The organism is Hymenobacter cheonanensis, assembly GCF_030581075.1.
Taxonomy (GTDB): Bacteria; Bacteroidota; Bacteroidia; order Cytophagales; family Hymenobacteraceae; genus Hymenobacter.
On record NZ_JAUQSW010000006.1, the window covers coordinates 58643 to 78781 of the forward strand.

Genomic DNA, 20139 nt, shown 5'->3' on the forward strand with positions numbered 1-20139 from the left:
GACAAGCTAATTCGAGCCAACGCGCGGAGCCTCGGCGTGGCCGCCGGGCTGCAAATACGTGTCCATCCAGTCGAGCCAGAAGCGGTTGCGCTCGCGTTGGCGCACGGGGTCGCTGGCGTTGTGCGCCGCCACCGGCCAGGCGATGAACCTGGTGGTAACGCCGTTGTCCTTCAGGGCATGAAACAGCTTGTACGACTGCGTGATGGGCACCCGCGGGTCGGCCGTGTTGGCCAGGATGAGGGTGGGCGTGCGGATGCGGCCGGCCAGGGTAATGGGCGACTGCTCGCGGTAGTTGAGGGCGTTGGCCTCGCTCAGCCAGGGCGACTCGCCCACGGCGGCCGCGCGCTGCACGTTGCTGTCGCCCAAATTATACTGGTCGAGCCAGTCGGTGACGGCCGCGCCGGCAACGGCGGCTTTCCAGGCGGTAGGGTAGTGGCCGAGCAGCCACACGGTCATGTAGCCGCCATACGACCAGCCACTTACCCCGATGCGGGTGGTGTCTACCATGCCACTGCGCTTGAGCTGGGCTAGCCCGGCCATCACGTCGCGGCCCGGGCCAGCGCCCGCATCCTTGAAGATGGCGGCCTTGTAGGCGTTACCCAGGTTGTCGCTGCCCCGGTAGTTGGGCTCAAACACGAAGTAGCCCCGGCCCGCAAACAGCTGCGCCTGCGCCGAAAACGTGGCCGTAGAAGCCGCCGTGGGCCCACCGTGAATGACGAGCACCAGCGGATACTGCCTGCCGGCTACGTAGTTGGCCGGGTAGGTCAGCTCGCCGTCGTTGGTCACGCCGTCCGATTGCCAGGTCAGGGTTTGGGCCTTGCCCAGCTGCAAGTCCTTCACGGCGTGGTTGAAGCTGGTGAGCTGCCTGGGCTTGGCCGTGGTAGAAGGCAGGTAAAACAGCTCGGCCGGCTGGCCAGGGTCGGTGCCGATAAAGGCCACGGCGCCCGTGCGGCTCACGGCCACATCGACCCAAAACGACCAGTTGGGGCTCACCGAGCCCAAGTTGAGCCGGCGGGCCGGGCCGCCCTTCAGCGGCTGCACCCACAGCGAGGTGCGGTTGCCGTCGAGCCCCCCTAGCAGCAGCGATTTGCCATCGGGCATCCAGATGGTGCGAAACACGTCGCGGTCCAGCGCCGGGGTCAGGTTCCGGCCCTCGCCACCGGCCACCGGCGACACCCATATTTCGTTGATGTTCATAGTATTGCCCTGGCGCGGGTACCAATAGGAAAGCTGCGTGCCATCGGGCGAAAACGACGGGTAGCCCTCGTGCATTTTGCGCGTGGTGAGCGGGTGCACCGCGCCCGTGGCCACGTCGAGCACCTGCACGGTGCGCTGGTTGCCGTTGCCCGAGTGCGGCGTGGGCACCTGCACGAAGGCCAGCGACTTGCCATCGGGGCTCCACGAAAGCGGCGACGACGGTGCCCCCGGCGGAATGGTGACGGGCAGGCTCCACGCGCCCGAGGTCAGGCGCCGGGGCTCGCCGCCGGCCGCCGGCAGCAGCCAGATGTGCGAGGCCGTGGGCGCCGCGCTCAGAAACAAGTCGTTGTTGCCGACCTCAAACGCGTCGTAGCCCTTGTCCACCGGCCCGGCCGCGTTGCTGGGCTCGTCGGCCGTTACGAAGGCTAGCGCGCTGCCATCGGGCCGCCAGGCGTAGTGCTGAATGGCTTTCTTGGTGTGCGTGAGCTGGCGCGGCTCGCCGCCCGCCAGCGGCTGCACAAACAGCTGCAGCGCCGCGTCTTTGCCGGTGCCCGTTTTGGCCAGGTAGGCCAGCTCCTGGCCGCCGGGCGACCACCGGGGCTGGGTCAGGCCATTCTTGTTGGCGGCCAGCACCCGCTGCTCGCCGCTGGGCACGGCCACCAGCACCACGCCCGTCAGGTAGCGGTCCTCGGCGTAGTCGGGCACGGAGGTCACCACCGCAAGGCGCTTGCCATCGGGCGAAAACTGCGGGTCCGAGAGGCCGGTCAGCTTGGCCAGGTCGGCCAGCTCGAAGGGGTGCTGCTGGGCGCGCAGGCCGAGCGGCAGCAGGGCCAGCCACAGCACGGCTACCCGCCAGGAGTACTTGTTTTTCATAGGGTTAGGAGCTAAAAAAAGAGAAACAGGTATCGGACGGTGCGCCGGCTTTACCAACGAAAAAACGTCGTTTTGCTGAGCTTGCCGAAGCATCTCTACTACTTCATCGAACTGCGCGAAGAAAACGATGGAAATGCGTCGGCGCATCCAGCATGGCGTATTATAAGCTTGTTAAGCAAGTGCTTAGTCGCGGTAGTTCAGGGCCGGCTTGCGGTCGCCGAGCAGCGGCTTATACACGTAGCCGCCCACTTTTTGCGCGAGTTCTTCCTTGGCTTTGGCCACCAGCTCGGGGCTAGTGAAGAGGTCAATGGCCGTGAGGGTCATGGTTTTGGCGGCCACCATCATGCCCTTGGTGCCGATTTCCCGGCCGCTGCACGCCACGGCCTGCCAGCTGTGGGCGGGCGTGCCGGGTATCCAGGTGGCGGCCGTGAGGCCCACGGTGGGCACCACGTAGCTCACGTCGCCCACGTCGCTGCTGCCGCCCGCGTCGCGGGGTTTGTAGGCGCCAACCTCGGCGGCCTGGGCCACGGGCGGGGCGGGCACCCCTAGCGAGGCCTGAATCTGCTGGCCAAAGGCCGCTTCCTCGGGCGTGTAGGTCACGCCGCCTACCTGCTCCAGGTTGGCTTGCAGGGCGTGGGCCAGCGTTTGGTTGACCAGCAGCTCGTGGGTGCCCCCGATTAGCTCGTAGTCGGTGGTGGTGCCGGTGCCCAGCGCGGCGCCCTCGGCGGCCTTGGCCACGCGCTCAAACACGGCCTGCACCACGGCCCGGTCGGGGTGGCGCACGTAGTAGTAGACCTCGGCAAAGTCGGGCACCACGTTGGGCGCCTTGCCGCCGCTCGTGATAACGTAGTGAATGCGCGTTTCCTGGGGCACGTGCTCGCGCATCATGTTCACCATGTTGTCCATCGCCTCCACGCCGTCGAGGGCGCTGCGCCCGCGCTCGGGGGCCGCCGCCGCGTGCGCGGCCACGCCGTGAAACCGGAATTTAGCCGATTTATTGGCGATGTACGAGCCGGTCATGGCCGCGTTTTCGCTGCTCGGGTGCCAGTGCACCACCGCGTCTACGCCGTTAAAAAGGCCCGCGCGCACCATGTACACTTTGCCGCTGCCGCCTTCCTCGGCCGGGCAGCCGTACACCTTCACGGTGCCGTGCAGCTTGCCTTCTTTCAGCAGCTTTTGCAATTCGAGGCCGGTGGCCACGCTAGCCGTGCCAAACAGGTTGTGGCCGCAGCCGTGGCCCGCATCCTGGCCGGCAATGGGCGTTTTGGTAGGCACCGCCTGCTGGGCCAGCCCCGGCAGCGCGTCAAACTCGGCCAGCACGCCAATCACCGGCTGGCCGCTGCCATACGTGGCCACGAAGGCCGTGGGGATGCCCGCCACGCCCGCCTGCACCGCAAAGCCGTGCTCGCGCAGGGTTTTTTGCAGCAGCGCCGAGCTTTGGGTTTCCTTGTAGCCCACCTCGGCAAAGCCCCAGATGCGCTGGGCCAGCTGGCGGTAGTCGGCGTAGTGGGCCTGCAAATCCTGGATGGCCTGGGCTTTCAGGGGCTCGGCCGGCGGCGTGGAAGTGGCTGGGTGAAAGGCCAGTAGCCCGGCGGCCAATAAGCCGGGCAGGTATATTTTCTTCATCGAAGCGTGGAGAGGGAGTAGTCGCCCAAATGTAAGCGACTTTCTAACCCCTGGCCAAGCTGCCCCGCCAGCCCGCCGCTGGCGGCAAATCCGCCAGCGGCGGGCTAGCGGCAAAAACACGGCTGGCTAGGCGCGCAGCCAGCGCGTCATGGCCGGGAAGCCTTCCGTCGTGGTCAGGCCCATCCACACCAGCAGGGGCAGGCCGATGTACTGGCCCGAGTCGAACATCGTGGTCAGCCACTCGGCCTGGCCTTTATAGCCGGCGGGGTGAAATACCACTTCGGGCGGCAGGCCTAGCTGCCGGCAGGCCGCGTAGGTCCAGAGCAGCACGGCCAGTTCTTCGCCCGCTTTTTCGGGGTGGTTTTCGGTGATGTTGGCCCCTAGCAGCGGGCGCTCGGCGGCCACGGTCACGGCAATGTGGCCGGCCTCGTGCAGCACGTCGCCGGGGTAGCGCAGGCGGGCGCGGTCGAGCAGCAGCTCGCCTTTGTCAATCAGCAGCCCCGGCAGAAAACCCGGCTCGTCAAACGGGGTTTCCCGCACGGGGAGGCCGATGGAAGCCAGGAAATGCAGTATCGGGTCGAGGTACTGGAACGAATCCGGCGCGGGGGCTAGCGAAGGGGCGGGTAGCATTGGCGGGCAGCACTAATAGGCCCGGCCAAGATACTGCCCGCCGCCAGCTTACTTCTCGTACTGCCCTACGCTAAGCATCACCAAGGTGCAGGCTTCCTCCGTCTGAATGCCCTGGGCCTGCGCTTTTTGCTCCAGTTCGGGGTTTTCGGTGCCGGGGTTGAAGATGATGCGCCGGGGTTTCAGATTCAAGATGTAATCGTACCAGCCGGGCTGGTTCTGGGGGCCCACATAGAGCGTAACTGTATCGATGTCAGTTTCCTGCGGGCGGTCGGTGTGAATGTCCAGGCCAGCTACCTGGCCTTTGCGAATGCCCACGGGCACTACTTCGTGGCCGTGGCGCTTGAGCGAATGCACGGCGCGGTAAGCGTAGCGGTCGGGGTTGTCGGTGGCACCGAGAACGAGGGTTTTCATGCTATATAGATGATAATTGAGGTTGTCATGCAGAGCGCAGCGAAGCATCTCGCGTGGTGCAGTAATCAATGCGTAAACAACGAGGCGAGCGAGATGCTTCGCTGCGCTCTGCATGACAACGATTATCGGACGAATGAGTTTTCAGCGCCTCACCGACACGGCCAGCGCCTCGGCCACGCGCTCGCCATCCATGGCGGCGCTCACGATGCCGCCCGCGTAGCCCGCGCCCTCGCCGCAGGGGTAGAGGCCGGCTACTACCGGGTGGCGCAGCGTCTCATTGTCGCGCGGGATGCGCACCGGCGACGAGGTGCGGCTTTCGACGCCCACAATTTGGGCCGCATTGGTGGCGAAATCGGGGATTTTGCGGCCGAAGGCGCGGAAGCCCTGCCGCAGCCGCTCGCTGAGGGCAGGGCCGAGCACGGCGTCCATTTCCACGCTTACCAGGCCGGGCTGGTAGCTGGTTTCGAGGAGGCTGAGGGAGAGCTTCTTTTGCAGGAAGTCGCCCAGGCGCTGGGCGGGGGCCAGCTGGGTGTTGCCGGCCAGGCGGCAGGCGCGCTGCTCGATTTCCTGCTGCAAGCGCAGGCCGGCCAGCACGCCGTGGCGGGCCACGTCCATGTCGGCCAGCTCCACGGCGGCCACGATGCCCGAGTTGGCAAAGCGCGAGTCGCGGCGGCTGGGGCTCATGCCGTTCACCACCACCTCGCCGGGCGCGGTGGCCGCCGGCACGATGAAGCCGCCCGGGCACATGCAAAACGAAAACACGCCGCGCTGGGCGTCGCGCACCTTGGTTTGCTCGACCAGCGCGTAGCTGGCGGCCGGCAGCAGCCCGCGTTCGGGCCGCCCGTACTGCGCCCGGTCGATGAGCGCCTGCGGGTGCTCGACGCGCACACCTAGGGCAAACGGCTTGGCCTCGATGGCCACCCCGCGCCGGTGCAGCAGCTCGTAGATGTCGCGGGCCGAGTGGCCGGTGGCTAGCACGGTGGCCTCGGCCTCCAGGGCCTCGCCGATGTGCGTCACCACGCCGCGCAAGTGGTTGTTCTCCAAGATTAAGTCCTCGACCCGCGTCTCAAATCGCACCTCGCCGCCGGCCTCGATGATGGCATCGCGCAGGCTCTGCACCACGGCGGGCAGCTTGTTGGTGCCAATGTGGGGGTGGGCATCGACCAGGATATCGGGGGTGGCGCCGTGCTGCACCAGCCGCCGCAAGATGCGGCCCACGTCGCCGCGCTTGGTGGCGCGGGTGTAGAGCTTGCCATCGGAGTAGGTGCCCGCGCCGCCCTCGCCAAAGCAGTAGTTGGAGTCGGGGTGTACGAGATGCTCCTTATTAAGGGCGGCCAGGTCGCGGCGGCGGGTGCGCACGTCCTTGCCGCGCTCCAGCACGATGGGCCGGATGCCCAGCTCGATGCAGCGCAGCGCCGCAAACAGCCCCGCCGGCCCGGCCCCCACGATGAGCACCCGCCGCCGGGCCTGCCGCACGTCGGGGTATTCAAACCACGGCCCCAGCAGCTCGTGGGCGGGGGCGGGCGTGGCGCGGTCGTACACGTCGGCCCGTAGGCGGATGAGCGGCCGGCGGCCCCGCGCATCGAGCGAGCGCTTGCGGATGTGCACAAAATCGGCTTCGCCGGGGCGCAGGCCGGCGGCGGCCAGAATGGCCTCGTAGCGGGCCAGCTCGTCGTAGGCTACCTCGGGGGCGAGGGCCAGGTCTAGTTCTTGTTTCATAAAGCAGGCGAACGGGAGTTAGCCGTTAAGCAAGCGCAAATTTACGATGGGGGGCGGGATGGGTGGGAGTTATTATAAGCATCTTGGTAATCAGTGGCTTGTTGCTGTCCAGTTTCGACTTATACTTGCGGCGACTACGTTCAAAAAAAGAGAAGACAATCGTTGCCTCTTGCTTTATGCACAAACTTTTAAACAAATAAAGATGAAAGATTTAGATGCTCTGAAAAAAATTGCTGTTCTGATAGATGCTGATAATGCTCAATACTCAAAATTGAGTGGTATCATATCAGAGATATCAGTTCATGGACACGTTGTTGTGAAAAGAGCATATGGCGATTGGGCTAGTGCAAACTTAAAAAATTGGAAAAATGTGTTGAATGAATTGGCAATTCAGCCGATTCAGCAATTTGCATATACCGTCGGAAAAAATTCTACTGATGCGTCGATGATAATTGATGCTATGGATTTGCTTTATTCTAATAAATATGATGCGTTTGTAATTGTCTCAAGCGACAGTGATTTTACTAAATTGGCGTCTCGTTTGAGGGAATCTGAAATATTTGTAATTGGTGTTGGTGAAAAGAAAACACCAATATCGTTTAGGAATGCTTGCGATGATTTTATTTTTGTTGAGAATATTGGCACTCCAGAACTAACTACTGTAGCTATTTCAACTCCCGAAGTTGAACCTGAAAAGATAGTAGTAGACGATACCGAGGAATTGAAAAAATTGCTTTTAACTGCTTGGGATTTGTATAAGGATGATGAAGGCTGGGCTAATATTGCATCCACGGGCACTTATATTAAAAGACTAAAGCCTGATTTTGACCCTAGGACATATAATGCAACGAAGCTTCCTGAAATTGTTGAAAAAATGAAGTCTGATTTTGAAATGAAAAAATACCCTGGTAAAGGCACAGTTAAGATTGTTGCATATAAGCCTGTTAAATAAAAACGATGCGAGCTTTGCGTCAAATGTTCGACGCTATTTTTGCTGCCCAGCCCCGCTTCCTGCGCCACCTGGCGGCCCTAGCTGCTACGGGCAGCCTGGGGTTGCTGGCGGGCGGCGGGCTAGCGGCCGGGGCCAGCCAGCCGCTAGCCCATCCGCCGCGGGTCCGGCCGGCCCGCGCCCCGTTCGATGCCCCGGCGGCCTGGGTTGAGTTTACCGAGTTGCTGCGCCTGCACTACGCCTACCTCACGCGGCCCGGCATCGACGGCGAGGCCATTCTGGCGTATTTCGAGCCGCAGGCCAAGGCGGCGGCGAGCAAGGAAGCCTTCCGCGACGTGCTACAACTGGTGGCCCACAATTTTGCCGACCCGCACTTCATCGTGGGCCCGCTCGACGCCCAGGACTACAACGTGGTGCCCACCAGCGCCGACCTGTGCGCCCGCTACCGCGCCCCGCGCTTTGAGGTAGTAGACGTGCGCCGCGACAGCGACGCCCAAACCCAGGGCGTCGCGCCGGGCGCCGAAATCATCACCCTCAACGGTCAAACGCCCCAGGCCGCCGTGGAGGCCGTGATGGGCCGCCCGCTAGCCCAGCTCACGGCCCCGCAGCTTGATGCGGGCATCACCATCGCCCTGGCCGGCCTGCCCCGGCAGTCGCGCCAGCTCACGCTGGTCGCCGAGGGCGCGCGCCGCACCTACACGCTGCGCTCGCCCGGTGAGCAGGCCCGGCAGCTGCAAATGGCCCCGCCGCTCAGCATCGAGCGGCGCGGGGCGGCGGCCATCATCCGGCTCAACAACTCGCTGGGGCGCAACGAGACGATTGCCGCCTTCCGGGCGGCGCTGCAAGAGGTGCAGGCGGCCAAGGTGCTCGTGCTCGACTTTCGCAACACGCCCAGCGGCGGCAACACCACCGTGGCGCGGGGCATCATGGGGCACTTTGTGCGGCGCGAGCAGCCCTACCAGGTGCATGTGGTGCCCAGCGAGGAGCGCCAATTCGGCGTGCCCCGCAAGTTTGTGGAATACGTGCTGCCCCTGGCCCCGCACTACCCCGGTCGGGTGGTAGTGCTCGGCGGCCACTGGACCGGCAGCATGGGCGAGGGCCTGCTGGTGGGCTTTCACGCGCTGGGTTTCCGCACCGCCGGCTCGGGCCTGGCCGACCTGCTGGGCGGCCTCTTCAACGAGCACCTCGCCCTCAGCGACGCCAAAATTGACCTGGGCGAAGAGCAGCTCCTGCAAGTAAACGGCCAGCCCCGCGAAGACTTCGTGCCCGACCTCTTCCGCGAAGCCTGCGAAGGCCGGCCCGGCGACGACCCGCTGCTGGAGCAGGCCATCCGGGCGGCGCGGTGAGGCTGGACTATGGCCTATACTTGTAGGTCTTGAGCTAGTAGCGCGGTACCATGTGATTAGGGGAGTGTAGAATAAACTTAGCTATTATGAGAGAATACTTAGAAAAATATCTGGAAAAGATAGAGCAGTTGGGTGGTGATAGTAGAAAATTGATTTTTGAAAGACCTGCAACTGAACAAGAAGTGACCGACATAGAGTTGGAATTAACGTGTGCAATACCTGACGAATTCAGGAGTGCTTTATTGGCAATCTCGTCTCATCTCGAATTTAGGTGGTTCTTACCGGAGGATTTAGTTCTGCCAGACTCATTAAGGCAAATATTTGCCGGTGAACTTCACTGGGGTGTCGATTTGCTAGTGCAATTTAATGAAAGCAAAGATGGATGGATTAAAGAAGTATTTTCTAATCCGGCCGACGAATACGATAAAGTTTGGTATAACAAATTCGTATTTCAAGAGGTGGGGAATGGCGATTATATTTCTATTGACTTAGCGCCTCGGAGCTACGGTAAAATAGTGTATCTCAGTCACGACGATGGCGAAGGACACGGCTATGTGATGGCAAATTCATTCTCTGAATTATTAAGGAACTGGGTGAAATTAGGTTGCGTAGGCGGGGAAGATTGGCAGTGGCTACCGTTTTGCGAGAATAAAATAGGTGGAATCGACCCTAGTTGTGAGAATGCACAACTTTGGTATGACGCTACTGGGATACGGTAAATAGCTGTTTGACCTTCTTCGTTATTTTTCTGCATCATGCAACCCGCCTTCAAGCTCCGGGCCTGGGCCATTACCGACCTGGCTAGCCTAGTCAAGCACGCTAATAACTGGAACGTGGCGAAGAATATGACGGATAAGTTTCCGTTTCCCTATTCCGAGGCGGCCGGCCGGGGTTTCATCGCCTTTGCCACGCAGGACGACCCCATGCACATCTTCGCCATCGAGGTGGGCGGGCAGGCCGTGGGCGGCATTGGCATTCACCCGCAGGATGATATCCACCGGCGCAACGCGGAGCTGGGCTACTGGCTGGCCGAGCCCTTTTGGGGGCAGGGCATCATCAGTGCCGCCATCGGGCAGGCCGTGGCGTTTGCATTTCAGACCTACGACATCGACCGCGTGTTTGCCCGGCCTTTCGGCACCAATGTCGGGTCGCAGCGCGTGCTCGAAAAGAACGACTTCGTGCTGGAAGGCCGCTTTGAAAAGGTGCTGGTGAAGGATGGCGAACTGCTCGATGAGCTGGTGTACGCCATCCGGCGCGATGCCCACAAGCCGGCATAAGCTGGCCCGCTGCTAACTGCTAAAAACGAAAAGCGCATGGATATTTTTGCCAGAATGCTAGCCGGCGGCCCGATTCGGAAGGACGACCCGGAGCTGGCCGCCATGTGGGCAGTCGTGGCGCGGGCCATTCGCCTGTCGCCCGCCCTCAACGCCGCCACCGATATCGACCAGATACGCCAGCTACTAGGCGAGCTAATCGGCCAGGAGATAGACGCGGGCACGACGGTATTCGCGCCGTTTTACACCAATTTTGGCCGGCACATCACGCTGGGTAAAAACGTGTTTATCAATCACGCCTGCACCTTTCTAGACCTGGGCGGCATCACAATTGAGGACGACGTGCAGATTGGCCCCAAGGTGAACATCATCACCGAAAACCACCCCACCGACCCCGCGCAGCGCAAGACGCTCTTGCTCGGGGCCGTGCTGATAAAGCGCAACGCCTGGATTGGGGCGGCGGCTACGATTTTGCCGGGCGTCACGGTGGGCGAAAATGCCGTGGTAGCGGCGGGTGCCGTGGTGCACAAAGACGTGGCAGCCAATACCATCGTGGGCGGCATCCCGGCTAGGGTGCTGAAAACGATAGCGGCTGGCCAGGCTGAATAAGCTGTCTTTTAAAGGAGTTGAGCCTACACTTGCCGCGACCTCGCTATGCTCTTAATGCCGGCTGCCCTACTGATAAGGAAGTGCCTGCGCGTAGGCCGGAATTCGCTGTTGCTGGGGACGGCCATGCTCGTGCTGTTCTTTTTCAGCAATGATTTGTCGGTGGCCTTCCTCAGTGTGCCGGTGGTGCTGGTTCTGGGCTTATACAATCTGAAGCGGCTGCTGCAACTGCTTTGGCGGGCGCAGCTAGAGCCAGAAAATCGGCGGGCTTTCTGGCGAGCGGGTCTGATAATGAGCCTTAACCTGCCGGTGGCGCTGCTTTACGCAATGCTGGTTCACATGTTAAACAACGCCCTGTTGGTAAGAGTAGTAAATGATACTAGCCAGCCCCTGCGGGATGTGGTGGTGCAGGGCTGCGGCCCGCCGCGCCCGCTGGCCGACTTGCCGCCCGGCCAGGCTACCATCGTGTGGCTGCCCATCGGGCGCGACTGCTTCGAGCGCACCGTGTCGGTGCAGTATCGAGTGGGTTCGGCTACGCAGCAAACGATGATTGACGGCTACGTGGTGGAGGGCCGGCGGCTAAACGTGAAGCTTGGTAGCCACCCGCCGCTGGCGGCCGCCAAACCCTAGCCACCCGCCCGGCCTCAGCAGCCGTAGCGGCGCCCGCCACTGCCCGCTACCTTCGCGGCCATGCCTACTTCCGCTAGCCCCGCTTCCCCGCTGCGCTCCATCATTTCCGGCTCCATCGGCAACCTTGTGGAGTGGTACGACTGGTACGCCTACTCGGCGTTTGCCTTGTATTTCGCGCCCGTCTTTTTCCCGAAGGCCAGCCCCACGGCGCAGCTGCTGAACACGGCCGCCATCTTCGCGGTGGGCTTTCTGATGCGGCCGCTGGGGGCAGCGTTTCTGGGCAACTACGCCGACAAGCACGGGCGGCGGGCGGCGCTGCTGCTGAGCGTGCAGCTAATGGCGGGTGGCTCGCTGCTCATTGCCTGCGCGCCGGGCTACGCTACTATCGGGCTGGGAGCGCCGGCCATTTTGCTGCTGGCCAGGCTCTTGCAAGGCATCAGCGTGGGCGGCGAGTACGGCACCTCGGCCACCTACCTCAGCGAGATGGCCGGCGAGCGGCACCGGGGCTTCTGGTCGAGCTTTCAGTACCTCACGCTGATGGGCGGGCAGCTGCTGGCGCTGATTGTGCAACTGACGTTGCAACAGTTTATTACGCCCGTAGAAATGACGGCCTGGGGCTGGCGCATTCCGTTCGTTATTGGGGCCGGGGCGGCCATTGGCGCCCTCTACCTGCGCTCGCACATGAGCGAAACGGTCGCCTTCGAGCAGGACCAAGCCCAGGCCCAGGCCACCAGCCGGCCGGCCAAGCTCTCGGCCGTGCAGCAGCTCAAAGAATACCCGCGCGAAACGCTGACGGTGGTGGGCCTCACGCTGGGCGGCACGCTGGCGTTCTATACATTCACGACCTATGCCCAGAAATTTTTAGTGAATACCAGCGGCTTTACCAAGGAGCAGGCTACCCTTATCTCGTTTGGGGCAATGGCCGTGGCGCTGCTGTTTCAGCCGCTGCTAGGGGCCATTTCCGACGTGGTGGGGCGGCGGCCGGTGCTGCTGTTTTTTGGCATCGGGGCCACGCTGGGCACGGTGCCGCTGCTGCGCACGCTGGCCCACACCACCAGCGCCTGGGGCGCGTGGGGGCTGCTGCTGGCGGCCCTGTTTGTGGTGAGCGGCTACACCAGCATCTCGGCCATTGTGAAGGCCGAGCTGTTTCCGACCCACATTCGGGCGCTGGGAGTGGGGCTGCCGTTTGCCCTCACGGCGGCCATTTTTGGCGGCACCGCCGAGTATCTGGCGCTGCTGGCCAAGGACCTGGGCGTGGCCGAATACTTTTATTGGTACGTCACGGGTTGCGCCTTTATCTCGCTGCTTGTGTACTGGCGCATGGGCGAAACCCGGGCTAGGGGGCACATGTGAGTAAAAATTCCTGACACAAGTTCTTGCTTACGCTATGACGCAGACCAGCCAGGTAACGCTCAGGCAAACCGAAAAAGCTGACCTTGATTTTTTCTTTCAATTTCAGCTCGATAAGGAAGCTAATCACCTAGCTGCCTTCACCCCAAAAGACCATACGGATAAGGCGGCGTACGTCGAAAAATTTGCCAAATTCCTGCATGACCCGACCATAACCATGCGAACCATCCTGGTTGATGAAATCATCGCGGGCAGCATTGCCAAATTTGAGCAGGAGGGAGACGCCGAAATCACCTACTGGATAGACCGAAATTTCTGGGGCCGGGGAGTTGCGACCGCGGCCCTTAAAAAATTTCTGCTTATCGAAGAAGCCAGACCAATTTTTGGCCGGGTTGCCTTTGATAATCTAGGGTCGCAGAGAGTGTTGGAAAAGGGGGGCTTTGTGAAAGTCGGCACAGACAAAGGCTTTGCCAATGCCCGGCAAGCAGAAATAGTGGAGTTTATTTACCAATTGACCTGGCAATCGGTAAAACCGCCAGTCGCGGAATAACTCCGGCCGTGCTCGACGACCTGCGGCTGTACTTTGGCTTTGGGCTGCCCGAAGCAGTATTTACGACCGGCGGAGGAGCGCGGCCTGACAATAGCCACCTTTGACGCCGCCGGCAACGTGCTGGAAACCGCCTCCTCCGAGGCGCTGGTGACCGTGAACGTGCTGCCCAACCGGCGCCGGGAGCTTAGCTTCCGCACCACGCGCAGCTTTGCCCAGATAGGAGTTTTCATCAATGCGGCTGCCGCGGTAATCTCCGACGTAAACGTGTACTCGGCTTTCGCCGATGAAGGCGGCTTGCTCCAGGTAACCTCCCCCGGGCCGCTGCTGGTAGTGCTGACGAGCTTTGCGGTGCGCCGGGCCGCCGACGCGGCGGCCACCGTGAGCTGGGCTACCGCCAGCGAGTACAATAGCGCCTACTTCGTGGTCGAGCGCACCACCGACCCGCAAGCGGGCTTTGCGGCGGTAGGCCAGGTGGCCGCCGCCGGCACCAGCGCGGGCAGCCACACCTACAGCCTGCGCGATGCCGCCCCCACCCGCGCGACGAGCTACTACCGCCTGCGCCAGGTAGACCTCAATGGCACCGAAACCTTCTCGCCGATGGTGGCCCTGGCCGGTACCGGGGCGGCCACCAGTGGCTTTGCCCTGTACCTCAACCCCGCCCAGGCCGGCACGGTATTGCTGGGGTTAAGTACCCGGCGGCCGAGGGCACCACCATTGTCGTTTATTCCCCCATTGGCCAGGAAGTCCGGCGGCAGGCCGTGCGCACTGGCCCGGCCCCCACGCTCTCGACCGAGGGGCTGCCCACCGGCATCTACCACGCCGTGCTACGCGACGCGGGCGGCCAGGCGCTGGGCACCCAGCGGCTCGTGCTTACGGACTGATAGTGGTTCGGTGGCTGGCTGCCGCGCGCTAATCGAGGTATTTAAAAGGCCGCTTGCTTGAATAGGGGAGCGGCTTTTTAAGCTTAAAGAGGGGCTAGGGAAATGAAGCCAGGTAAGCCGGCTCGGCACGCTGTGCCACGGATGCTCCCGGCTTAGGGGTTGCCTGATGTCAACTGCTTGAACCTTAAGCGCGAACCGATAGCCTGGGCCGCCGACACCACACGGTGAGCGCGAGCAGCTCAATGCCATTTTTTGCCAACTACGGGCGGGGGCAGGCGGCAAGTCAAACTTATTACCGGGCTTACCGCTTATCGCCTCAACCAACTCACCATTCTCTTTTTCACCCCACCATGCGCTTTCTCCCCCTCGCTGCCCTAGCCGGCGCCGCCCTGCTCACCTACGCCGCCCCGGCCCAGGCCCAGGCAACCATGACCGAGCCCACCCAAGCCAAGAAGCCCGAAGACAAATCGAAGCGCCCGAGCCCGCCGGCCGTGGTAAAAACCACCGTGGGCAGCACCGAGGTCACCATCGACTACAGCAAGCCTTCGCTGAAAGGCCGTGAAGCCTTTGGGGAGAAGTCGCCGCTAGCCCCCGTGGGCGAGGTGTGGCGCACCGGCGCCAACGAGGCCACCACCTTCACGGTGAGCAAGGCCGTGAAAATCAACGGCCAGGCGCTGGCGGCCGGCACCTACGGCCTGTTCACCATTCCCGGGGCTAGCGAGTGGACCATCATTTTCAACAAAACGGCCAAGCAGTGGGGCGCTTTCGAGTATAAGGCGGCCGACGACGTGCTGCGCGTGAAAGTGAAGCCCACGACCCTAGCCACGCCCGTGGAGCAGTTCACCATCACGGCCGATAAAGCCGGCAAAGTGTCGCTCATGTGGGCCAAGACGGAAGCCAGTTTTATGGTGAAGTAGTCAGCTTCATCTTTTATAAAGGCCGTCATGCTGAGCTTGCCGAAGCATCTCTACTGCGCCGCTAGGGTAATTATCCTAACGATGCGAGCAGGATGCTTCGGCAAGCGCAGCATGACGTTCTTTTGTTGCCTAATCAACGTGCTGATTTAACGCATAAAACCTATGGAAAAGCTCGTGCTCTTACGCCACGGCGAAAGCGTCTGGAACCAGGAAAACCGCTTCACCGGCTGGACCGACGTGGACCTCTCGGAGGCGGGCAAGCAGCAGGCGGCCCGCGCCGGCCAGCTTTTGCAGCAGCACGGCTACACCTTCGACATCGGCTTCACGTCGGTGCTGAAGCGGGCCATCAAAACGCTTGACATTGCGCTGGAAAACATGGACCAGCTCTGGATTCCGGTGCAGAAGTCGTGGCGGCTGAACGAGCGGTTTTACGGCGCGCTGCAAGGGCTGAACAAGGCCGAAACCGCCGCCCGGTACGGCGCCGCCCAGGTACAGGAGTGGCGCCGCTCGCCCCACGCGCACCCGCCCGCCGTGACCAAGGACGACCCGCGCTGGCCCGGCCACGACCTGCGCTACGCCCACCTCACGCCCCGCGAGCTACCCCTGACCGAGAACCTGAGCGAGACGCTGGCCCGCGTGATGCCCTTCTGGACCGAGAAGATAATGGCCGCCCTGCGCCGCAACCAGAAGGTGATTATTGCGGCCCACGGCAACAGCCTGCGCGCCCTAGTGCAGTATATCGACCACCTTACCGATGAGGAGGTAACGGCCCTCGACATCCCCACCGGCGTGCCGCTGGTGTACGAGCTGGACGAGGATTTCAACCGCATCCGCCACTACTATTTGCAGGAGGAGGGGGCGGTGCCCGCCGCCAGCCCCGCTGCAAAATAGCTATTTTTGCGTCGTAGGCTTATCTTTAATGTTCGCCTCCGCCTAGCTGTTTTGTCTGATTCGCCCCACGCCCGCCTCGCCGCCCTAGCCGACCCCACCGCCGCGCCCGCCGACCAGCTCCCGCGCCTGCGCAAGCTGCTGGAAAGCCTGCTGCGCGCCGACTACAAGCGCCGCAAGGCGCCGTTCGGTAACCTCTTCCAGGCGATAGGCGGAGCCTGCTACGCCTTAGAATTAGACCCTAGCCTGCGCGCCCGCCTGCAAGACCTGCGCGTGGCCGCCAATCTCGTGCTGCACGAAAGCTACCCCGGCACCCTGGCCGAGGTAGCCACCGGCTTCGCGGCCGTGGCCGAGCTGCTGGGCGCCCTCACCGGCGAGCCCTACACCGGCCCGCGCCCGCCCGCGCCCGCCGAAATCGCGGCCCACCTGCCCGCTGCCCCGCCCGCACTGCCCACCGTGGCTAGCCCCGAAAACACGGCCGACCCGCGCGCCGTGTGGCGGGTGCAGGTGGTGCACGCCGACCTGCCCAGCGGCGTTATCACCGTCGAAATGAGCGTGCCCGCCGACGGCCGCCCGGCCGGCCCCTTCCAGCTGGAGCTGCCACCCGTTTACGAAAACCTGCTGCTGCCCGCCGCCGCGCTGCACCCGGCCCTCAACCTCATCGGCCCCGTGCTGCTGCCCAATGGCCGCGTGCGCCCGCGCCGCGTGGTGCTGGAGCCTGATTATCTGATAAGTGTGACGACCCTGGCCGAGTGCGCCCAGCGCGACGGCACCAACGCCGAGCTGGCGCTGCTCAAGTATTTTTTGCCCGATGAGGCCTCGCGCTCGCTCGTGGTGGGTAACCTCGTCAACCGCCTGCTCGATGAGGAAGTGAGCCACGCGGCGAGCCAGGTGGCCGGCAGCCAGCTGCCCGCTAGCCACGACTGGGCTGACCACAAGGGCTTTCGGGTTGGCAGCCAGCTAGCCAATGCCGAGCCGCTGGCAGCTGATAAGCACCAGTTGCCAGGCGACGCGGATTTTGACCTGGAGCATTTTCTTACGAAAAAGCTCTTCCGCGCCGAGCCGCTCACGCTGAGCACCTTGCCCGAGTTTCAGACCCGCACCGGCGTGCCCGAGCTGCTGAATGACCTGCGCCGCCACCACCGCACCCTGCGGCAGGCGCGGCGGCAGGGCTTCGCGGCCAGCTCGCGCAGCGGCTACCAGCAGCAGCCCCTGCGGCTGGCCGATTGCTTTCTCGAACCCACCTTTCTATCGGCCACCTACGGCCTGCAAGGCCGCCTCGACCTGCTGCACGAAAGCCCCACCGGCTACGACCTCGTGGAGCTTAAAAGCTCGGTGAAAGTGCCCGCCGCCGAGCCCTGGACCAACCACGCCGCCCAGGCCCAGCTCTACCGCCTGCTGCTGGAGTCGGTGTTCGGGGCCGATGGCGAAACCGCCGGCCGGGGCCGCACCAGCATCCTGTATTCTAATGCCGCCGAGGACCAGCCCGCCGTGCGCCCGGTGCTCCAGAACCTGGCCCTCGTGGACCAGCTGCTGGCCGCCCGCAACCAGCTCGTGGGCCTGGAGTTGCAGCTGGCCCGCGCCACCGGCCCCGGCCAAACAGCGGCCCTGCTAGCCCCCGTGCTGCGCCCTAATCTGGCTGCCATCCCGCCCTTCAACCGCGAAAAGGCCGAAAAAACCGCCAACGCCTGGGCCGCCGCCGACCGCACCGAGCGCGCCTACTGCCTGGAATTGACCCGCTTCGCGGCCCGCGAAATGCGGCTGGCCCTGCTCGGCGACGAGGGCCGCCCCGGCGATGCCGGCGGCCAGGCCGGCCTTTGGCTGCTGCCGCAGGCGCGCAAGCATCAGAATTTCAGCTTGCTCGATGAGCTGGAGCTTGTCGAAGACCACAGCAACGCCCCCGACGATGCCCGCGACGGGCTGGGGCCGCACCTTGTTTTTCAGCGCCCCGCCAATGGCCGTGAAGTTAATTTCCGGGCCGGCGACACGCTGATTCTCTACCCACGCCGCCGCGCCACGACTGATGCGCAGGGGCTAGCCGCCGCTGCTAGTGAAGGCGAGGCGGCCGAGATTGCAATAGGGGCTAGCCAGTCAGCCACTAGCAATGCCAAGACGCTCAGTGCCCTCGATGCCCAGGTGGTAAAAGTGACCCTAGCCGAAGACCTCGGCGCCGATGGCCGCGTAGTGCTGGCCGTACGCAACCGCCGCATGGCCCCGCGCTACCTGCACGGCCATTCGCACTGGGCCCTGGAGCCCGATACCTACGACACCTTCCGCCGCGAATGGGCGGGGCTCACGGCTTTTCTGAGCCTGCCGCCGGGCCGCCGCCGCCAGCTGCTGGCCCGCACCGCGCCGCGCCCGCCGCAGGATTGGGACGCCGCCACGGCCCAGCCCGCCACCGAGGCTAGCGAGGTGGTGTGGCGCGCCCTGGCCGCGCCCGACTGGTTTGTGCTCTGCGGCCCGCCCGGCACCGGCAAAACCCGCTCGGTGCTGCGCGAGCTGGCCGTGCGCCTCGTCAATGATGATAAGAGTACGCTGCTGGCCGCCTACACCAACCGCGCCGTGGACGAAATCTGCGAGCAGCTCATGGATGCCGGACTGCCGTTTATCCGCATTGGCTCGCGGCTGGGTACCTCGCCGGCCTACCGGCCGTACCTGCTCGATAACATGATTCGCGACCTGCCCACCCGCCAGATGGTGCGGGCGCGCCTCACCGGCACGCCGCTCTACGTGGGTACCATCAGCAGTTTGCTGGGCCGGCCCGAGCTGTTTCAGCTCAAGCAGTTCGACGTGGCCGTGGTAGACGAGGCTAGCCAGGTGCTCGAAGGCCCGATGCTGGCGCTGCTGGCCAAGGCCAGGAAATTCATCCTAATCGGCGACCACCGCCAGCTGCCCGCCGTGGTGACCCAGGAGGCCGAAACCAGCGCTGTGGCGCCCGCCGTGGCCGAGTTGCTGCGCGAGCAGCTGGGCCTCACCAACCTGCGCAACTCGTACTTCGAGCGCCTCTTCCGCCGCGCCGAGGCGCAGTGGCCCTACGCCCATGGCACGCTGGCCAACCAGTACCGCGCCCACAGTGAGCTGGCTAGCCTCGTCAACGACGACTTCTACGGCGGGCAGCTGCGCAGCCCCGCGCCCTGGCAGCACGCCAGCCTCAACCCCAGCGCCTGGCCCGTGGCTAGCCCCGCCGATGCCTTTGGCGAGGCGCTGCGCCGCCAGCGCCTCGTGTTCGTGCCCACCCGCCGCCAACCCGACGACCTCTCGCAGAAGGAGTCGAGCCAGGAGGCCGAGCTGGCCGCCCGCGCCGCCCTGGCCGTGGTGCAGGGCTACGGCCCGGCCTTCGACCCCGATGCCACGCTGGGCATCATCGCCAGCTACCGCAACCAGGCGGCCCGCATCCGGGCGCGGCTGGCCCAGCTGGCGCAGCAGCACGCGCTGCCTGCGCTGGCCCAGGTCAGCGTCGACACCGTGGAGCGCTACCAGGGCTCGCAGCGCGAGGTGATTATCGTGAGTTTCTGCTGCCACCACGAGCACCAGCTGGAGCTAATGGTGTCGCCCGACGAAACCGGCCAGGTCGACCGCAAGCTCAACGTGGCCGTAACACGGGCGCGCCAGCAGCTGGTGCTGCTGGGCAATGAGCTGGTGCTGAACCGGGCGCCGCACCACGCGGCGCTGTTAGAAAGGGTGCAGGCTGGTGGTGGCTGGGTAGACTCTTAGCCAATGGTCAAATATCTACTGGCTTTTTCATAGTCTCAAACGTTGTTTATTTAGTTCTAATGGAGCCGCTGTCACCAAATGAGCCTGAGCTGCAAGATGAAATTGTTACGCATATTTCATCCAAGCAAAAGGGCACTATCACTGAAAACAGAGTTAGTGAAATAATTACGCTTAGCTCAAAAGGTAGGTTAACCTGTTACACACCCAACTCGGATGACGATGGTATTGACTTGATTGTTAATCCAAAGCTGGAGTACAGACCTCTATTCTTGCAAATAAAGAGCCGTTTTATATTGCAAAAAAGTGGGCAATTTATTCAGGACGTTGGTGAAAATATTTTTAGAGCTAACGAGTCATTTTACATTCTTTTTGTCTATTTCAACCAAGAGTCGTTAGAAGTAGAAAAGCTATGGCTTGTTCCTTCAATCGAGTTTAAGGAAAAGGCTGTTTACTTGAAAGGAACTAGGACCCTGCGATTTGCTGCCAGCCCTAAAATGACTTCAGGAGATAAATGGGCAAAATTCAGTATTGAAAAAACTGAGTTAGGAAATGAGCTATTACGACTAATGCAGTAATAG

Annotated in this window: 18 protein-coding genes; 13 read left to right on the plus strand and 5 right to left on the minus strand. The window is 62.9% G+C overall.

Annotated elements, in window-relative coordinates; genetic code table 11:
* Positions 1-6: 6 nt before the first annotated feature.
* From Q5H89_RS12815 to Q5H89_RS12835, 5 genes are all read right to left on the minus strand, one after another.
* Complete coding sequence (locus tag Q5H89_RS12815; RefSeq protein ID WP_305019720.1) at positions 7-2070, minus strand: S9 family peptidase; 2064 nt, start codon at positions 2068-2070, stop codon at positions 7-9.
* A gap of 183 nt (positions 2071-2253) precedes the next feature.
* Entirely contained in the window at positions 2254-3696 is a 1443-nt protein-coding gene (locus tag Q5H89_RS12820; RefSeq protein WP_305019721.1) for an amidohydrolase, read from the minus strand.
* Positions 3697-3822: 126 nt separating this feature from the next.
* Positions 3823-4326: a hypothetical protein gene (locus Q5H89_RS12825; RefSeq protein WP_305019722.1), complete on the minus strand. Its 504-nt coding sequence runs from the start codon at positions 4324-4326 to the stop codon at positions 3823-3825.
* A 48-nt stretch (positions 4327-4374) separates the two neighbouring features.
* Positions 4375-4737: a CoA-binding protein gene (locus Q5H89_RS12830; RefSeq protein WP_305019723.1), complete on the minus strand. Its 363-nt coding sequence runs from the start codon at positions 4735-4737 to the stop codon at positions 4375-4377.
* Between the two features lie 141 nt (positions 4738-4878).
* Positions 4879-6456, minus strand: coding sequence for an NAD(P)/FAD-dependent oxidoreductase (locus tag Q5H89_RS12835; RefSeq protein WP_305019724.1), 1578 nt, complete (start codon positions 6454-6456; stop codon positions 4879-4881).
* A gap of 202 nt (positions 6457-6658) precedes the next feature.
* Between Q5H89_RS12835 and Q5H89_RS12840 the strand changes: the two genes are divergently transcribed.
* The 13 genes from Q5H89_RS12840 to Q5H89_RS12900 all read left to right on the plus strand — a co-directional run bounded on the left by Q5H89_RS12840 (position 6659) and on the right by Q5H89_RS12900 (position 20136).
* Positions 6659-7408: an NYN domain-containing protein gene (locus Q5H89_RS12840; RefSeq protein WP_305019725.1), complete on the plus strand. Its 750-nt coding sequence runs from the start codon at positions 6659-6661 to the stop codon at positions 7406-7408.
* A 23-nt stretch (positions 7409-7431) separates the two neighbouring features.
* Positions 7432-8751: a hypothetical protein gene (locus Q5H89_RS12845; protein ID WP_305019726.1), complete on the plus strand. Its 1320-nt coding sequence runs from the start codon at positions 7432-7434 to the stop codon at positions 8749-8751.
* 86 nt (positions 8752-8837) lie between these two features.
* Positions 8838-9470 (plus strand): SMI1/KNR4 family protein, encoded by a 633-nt coding sequence (locus tag Q5H89_RS12850; protein ID WP_305019727.1) that lies wholly within the window; start codon positions 8838-8840, stop codon positions 9468-9470.
* A gap of 36 nt (positions 9471-9506) precedes the next feature.
* Positions 9507-10028: a GNAT family N-acetyltransferase gene (locus tag Q5H89_RS12855; protein ID WP_305019728.1), complete on the plus strand. Its 522-nt coding sequence runs from the start codon at positions 9507-9509 to the stop codon at positions 10026-10028.
* 36 nt (positions 10029-10064) lie between these two features.
* Positions 10065-10634 (plus strand): DapH/DapD/GlmU-related protein, encoded by a 570-nt coding sequence (locus Q5H89_RS12860; protein WP_305019729.1) that lies wholly within the window; start codon positions 10065-10067, stop codon positions 10632-10634.
* A 336-nt stretch (positions 10635-10970) separates the two neighbouring features.
* Positions 10971-11261 carry a hypothetical protein gene (locus Q5H89_RS12865; protein ID WP_305019730.1) on the plus strand — a complete coding sequence of 97 codons (291 nt, stop codon included), beginning with the start codon at positions 10971-10973 and terminating at the stop codon, positions 11259-11261.
* Between the two features lie 60 nt (positions 11262-11321).
* The gene (locus Q5H89_RS12870; RefSeq protein ID WP_305019731.1) at positions 11322-12614 is read left to right on the plus strand and encodes an MFS transporter; all 1293 of its coding nucleotides are present in this window, start codon (positions 11322-11324) and stop codon (positions 12612-12614) included.
* A gap of 34 nt (positions 12615-12648) precedes the next feature.
* On the plus strand, positions 12649-13161 hold the full coding sequence (locus Q5H89_RS12875; protein WP_305019732.1) for a GNAT family N-acetyltransferase: 513 nt from the start codon (positions 12649-12651) through the stop codon (positions 13159-13161).
* A gap of 39 nt (positions 13162-13200) precedes the next feature.
* The gene (locus Q5H89_RS12880; RefSeq protein WP_305019733.1) at positions 13201-14103 is read left to right on the plus strand and encodes a hypothetical protein; all 903 of its coding nucleotides are present in this window, start codon (positions 13201-13203) and stop codon (positions 14101-14103) included.
* Positions 14104-14392: 289 nt separating this feature from the next.
* A complete protein-coding gene (locus Q5H89_RS12885) occupies positions 14393-14959 on the plus strand; it encodes a DUF2911 domain-containing protein (protein ID WP_305019734.1) in 567 nt (188 codons plus the stop codon).
* Positions 14960-15121: 162 nt separating this feature from the next.
* The gene (gpmA, locus tag Q5H89_RS12890; RefSeq protein ID WP_305019735.1) at positions 15122-15850 is read left to right on the plus strand and encodes a 2,3-diphosphoglycerate-dependent phosphoglycerate mutase; all 729 of its coding nucleotides are present in this window, start codon (positions 15122-15124) and stop codon (positions 15848-15850) included.
* Between the two features lie 51 nt (positions 15851-15901).
* Positions 15902-19561 (plus strand): AAA domain-containing protein, encoded by a 3660-nt coding sequence (locus tag Q5H89_RS12895; protein WP_305019736.1) that lies wholly within the window; start codon positions 15902-15904, stop codon positions 19559-19561.
* Between the two features lie 59 nt (positions 19562-19620).
* Positions 19621-20136 (plus strand): hypothetical protein, encoded by a 516-nt coding sequence (locus Q5H89_RS12900; RefSeq protein ID WP_305019737.1) that lies wholly within the window; start codon positions 19621-19623, stop codon positions 20134-20136.
* The last annotated feature ends 3 nt before the right edge of the window (positions 20137-20139 follow it).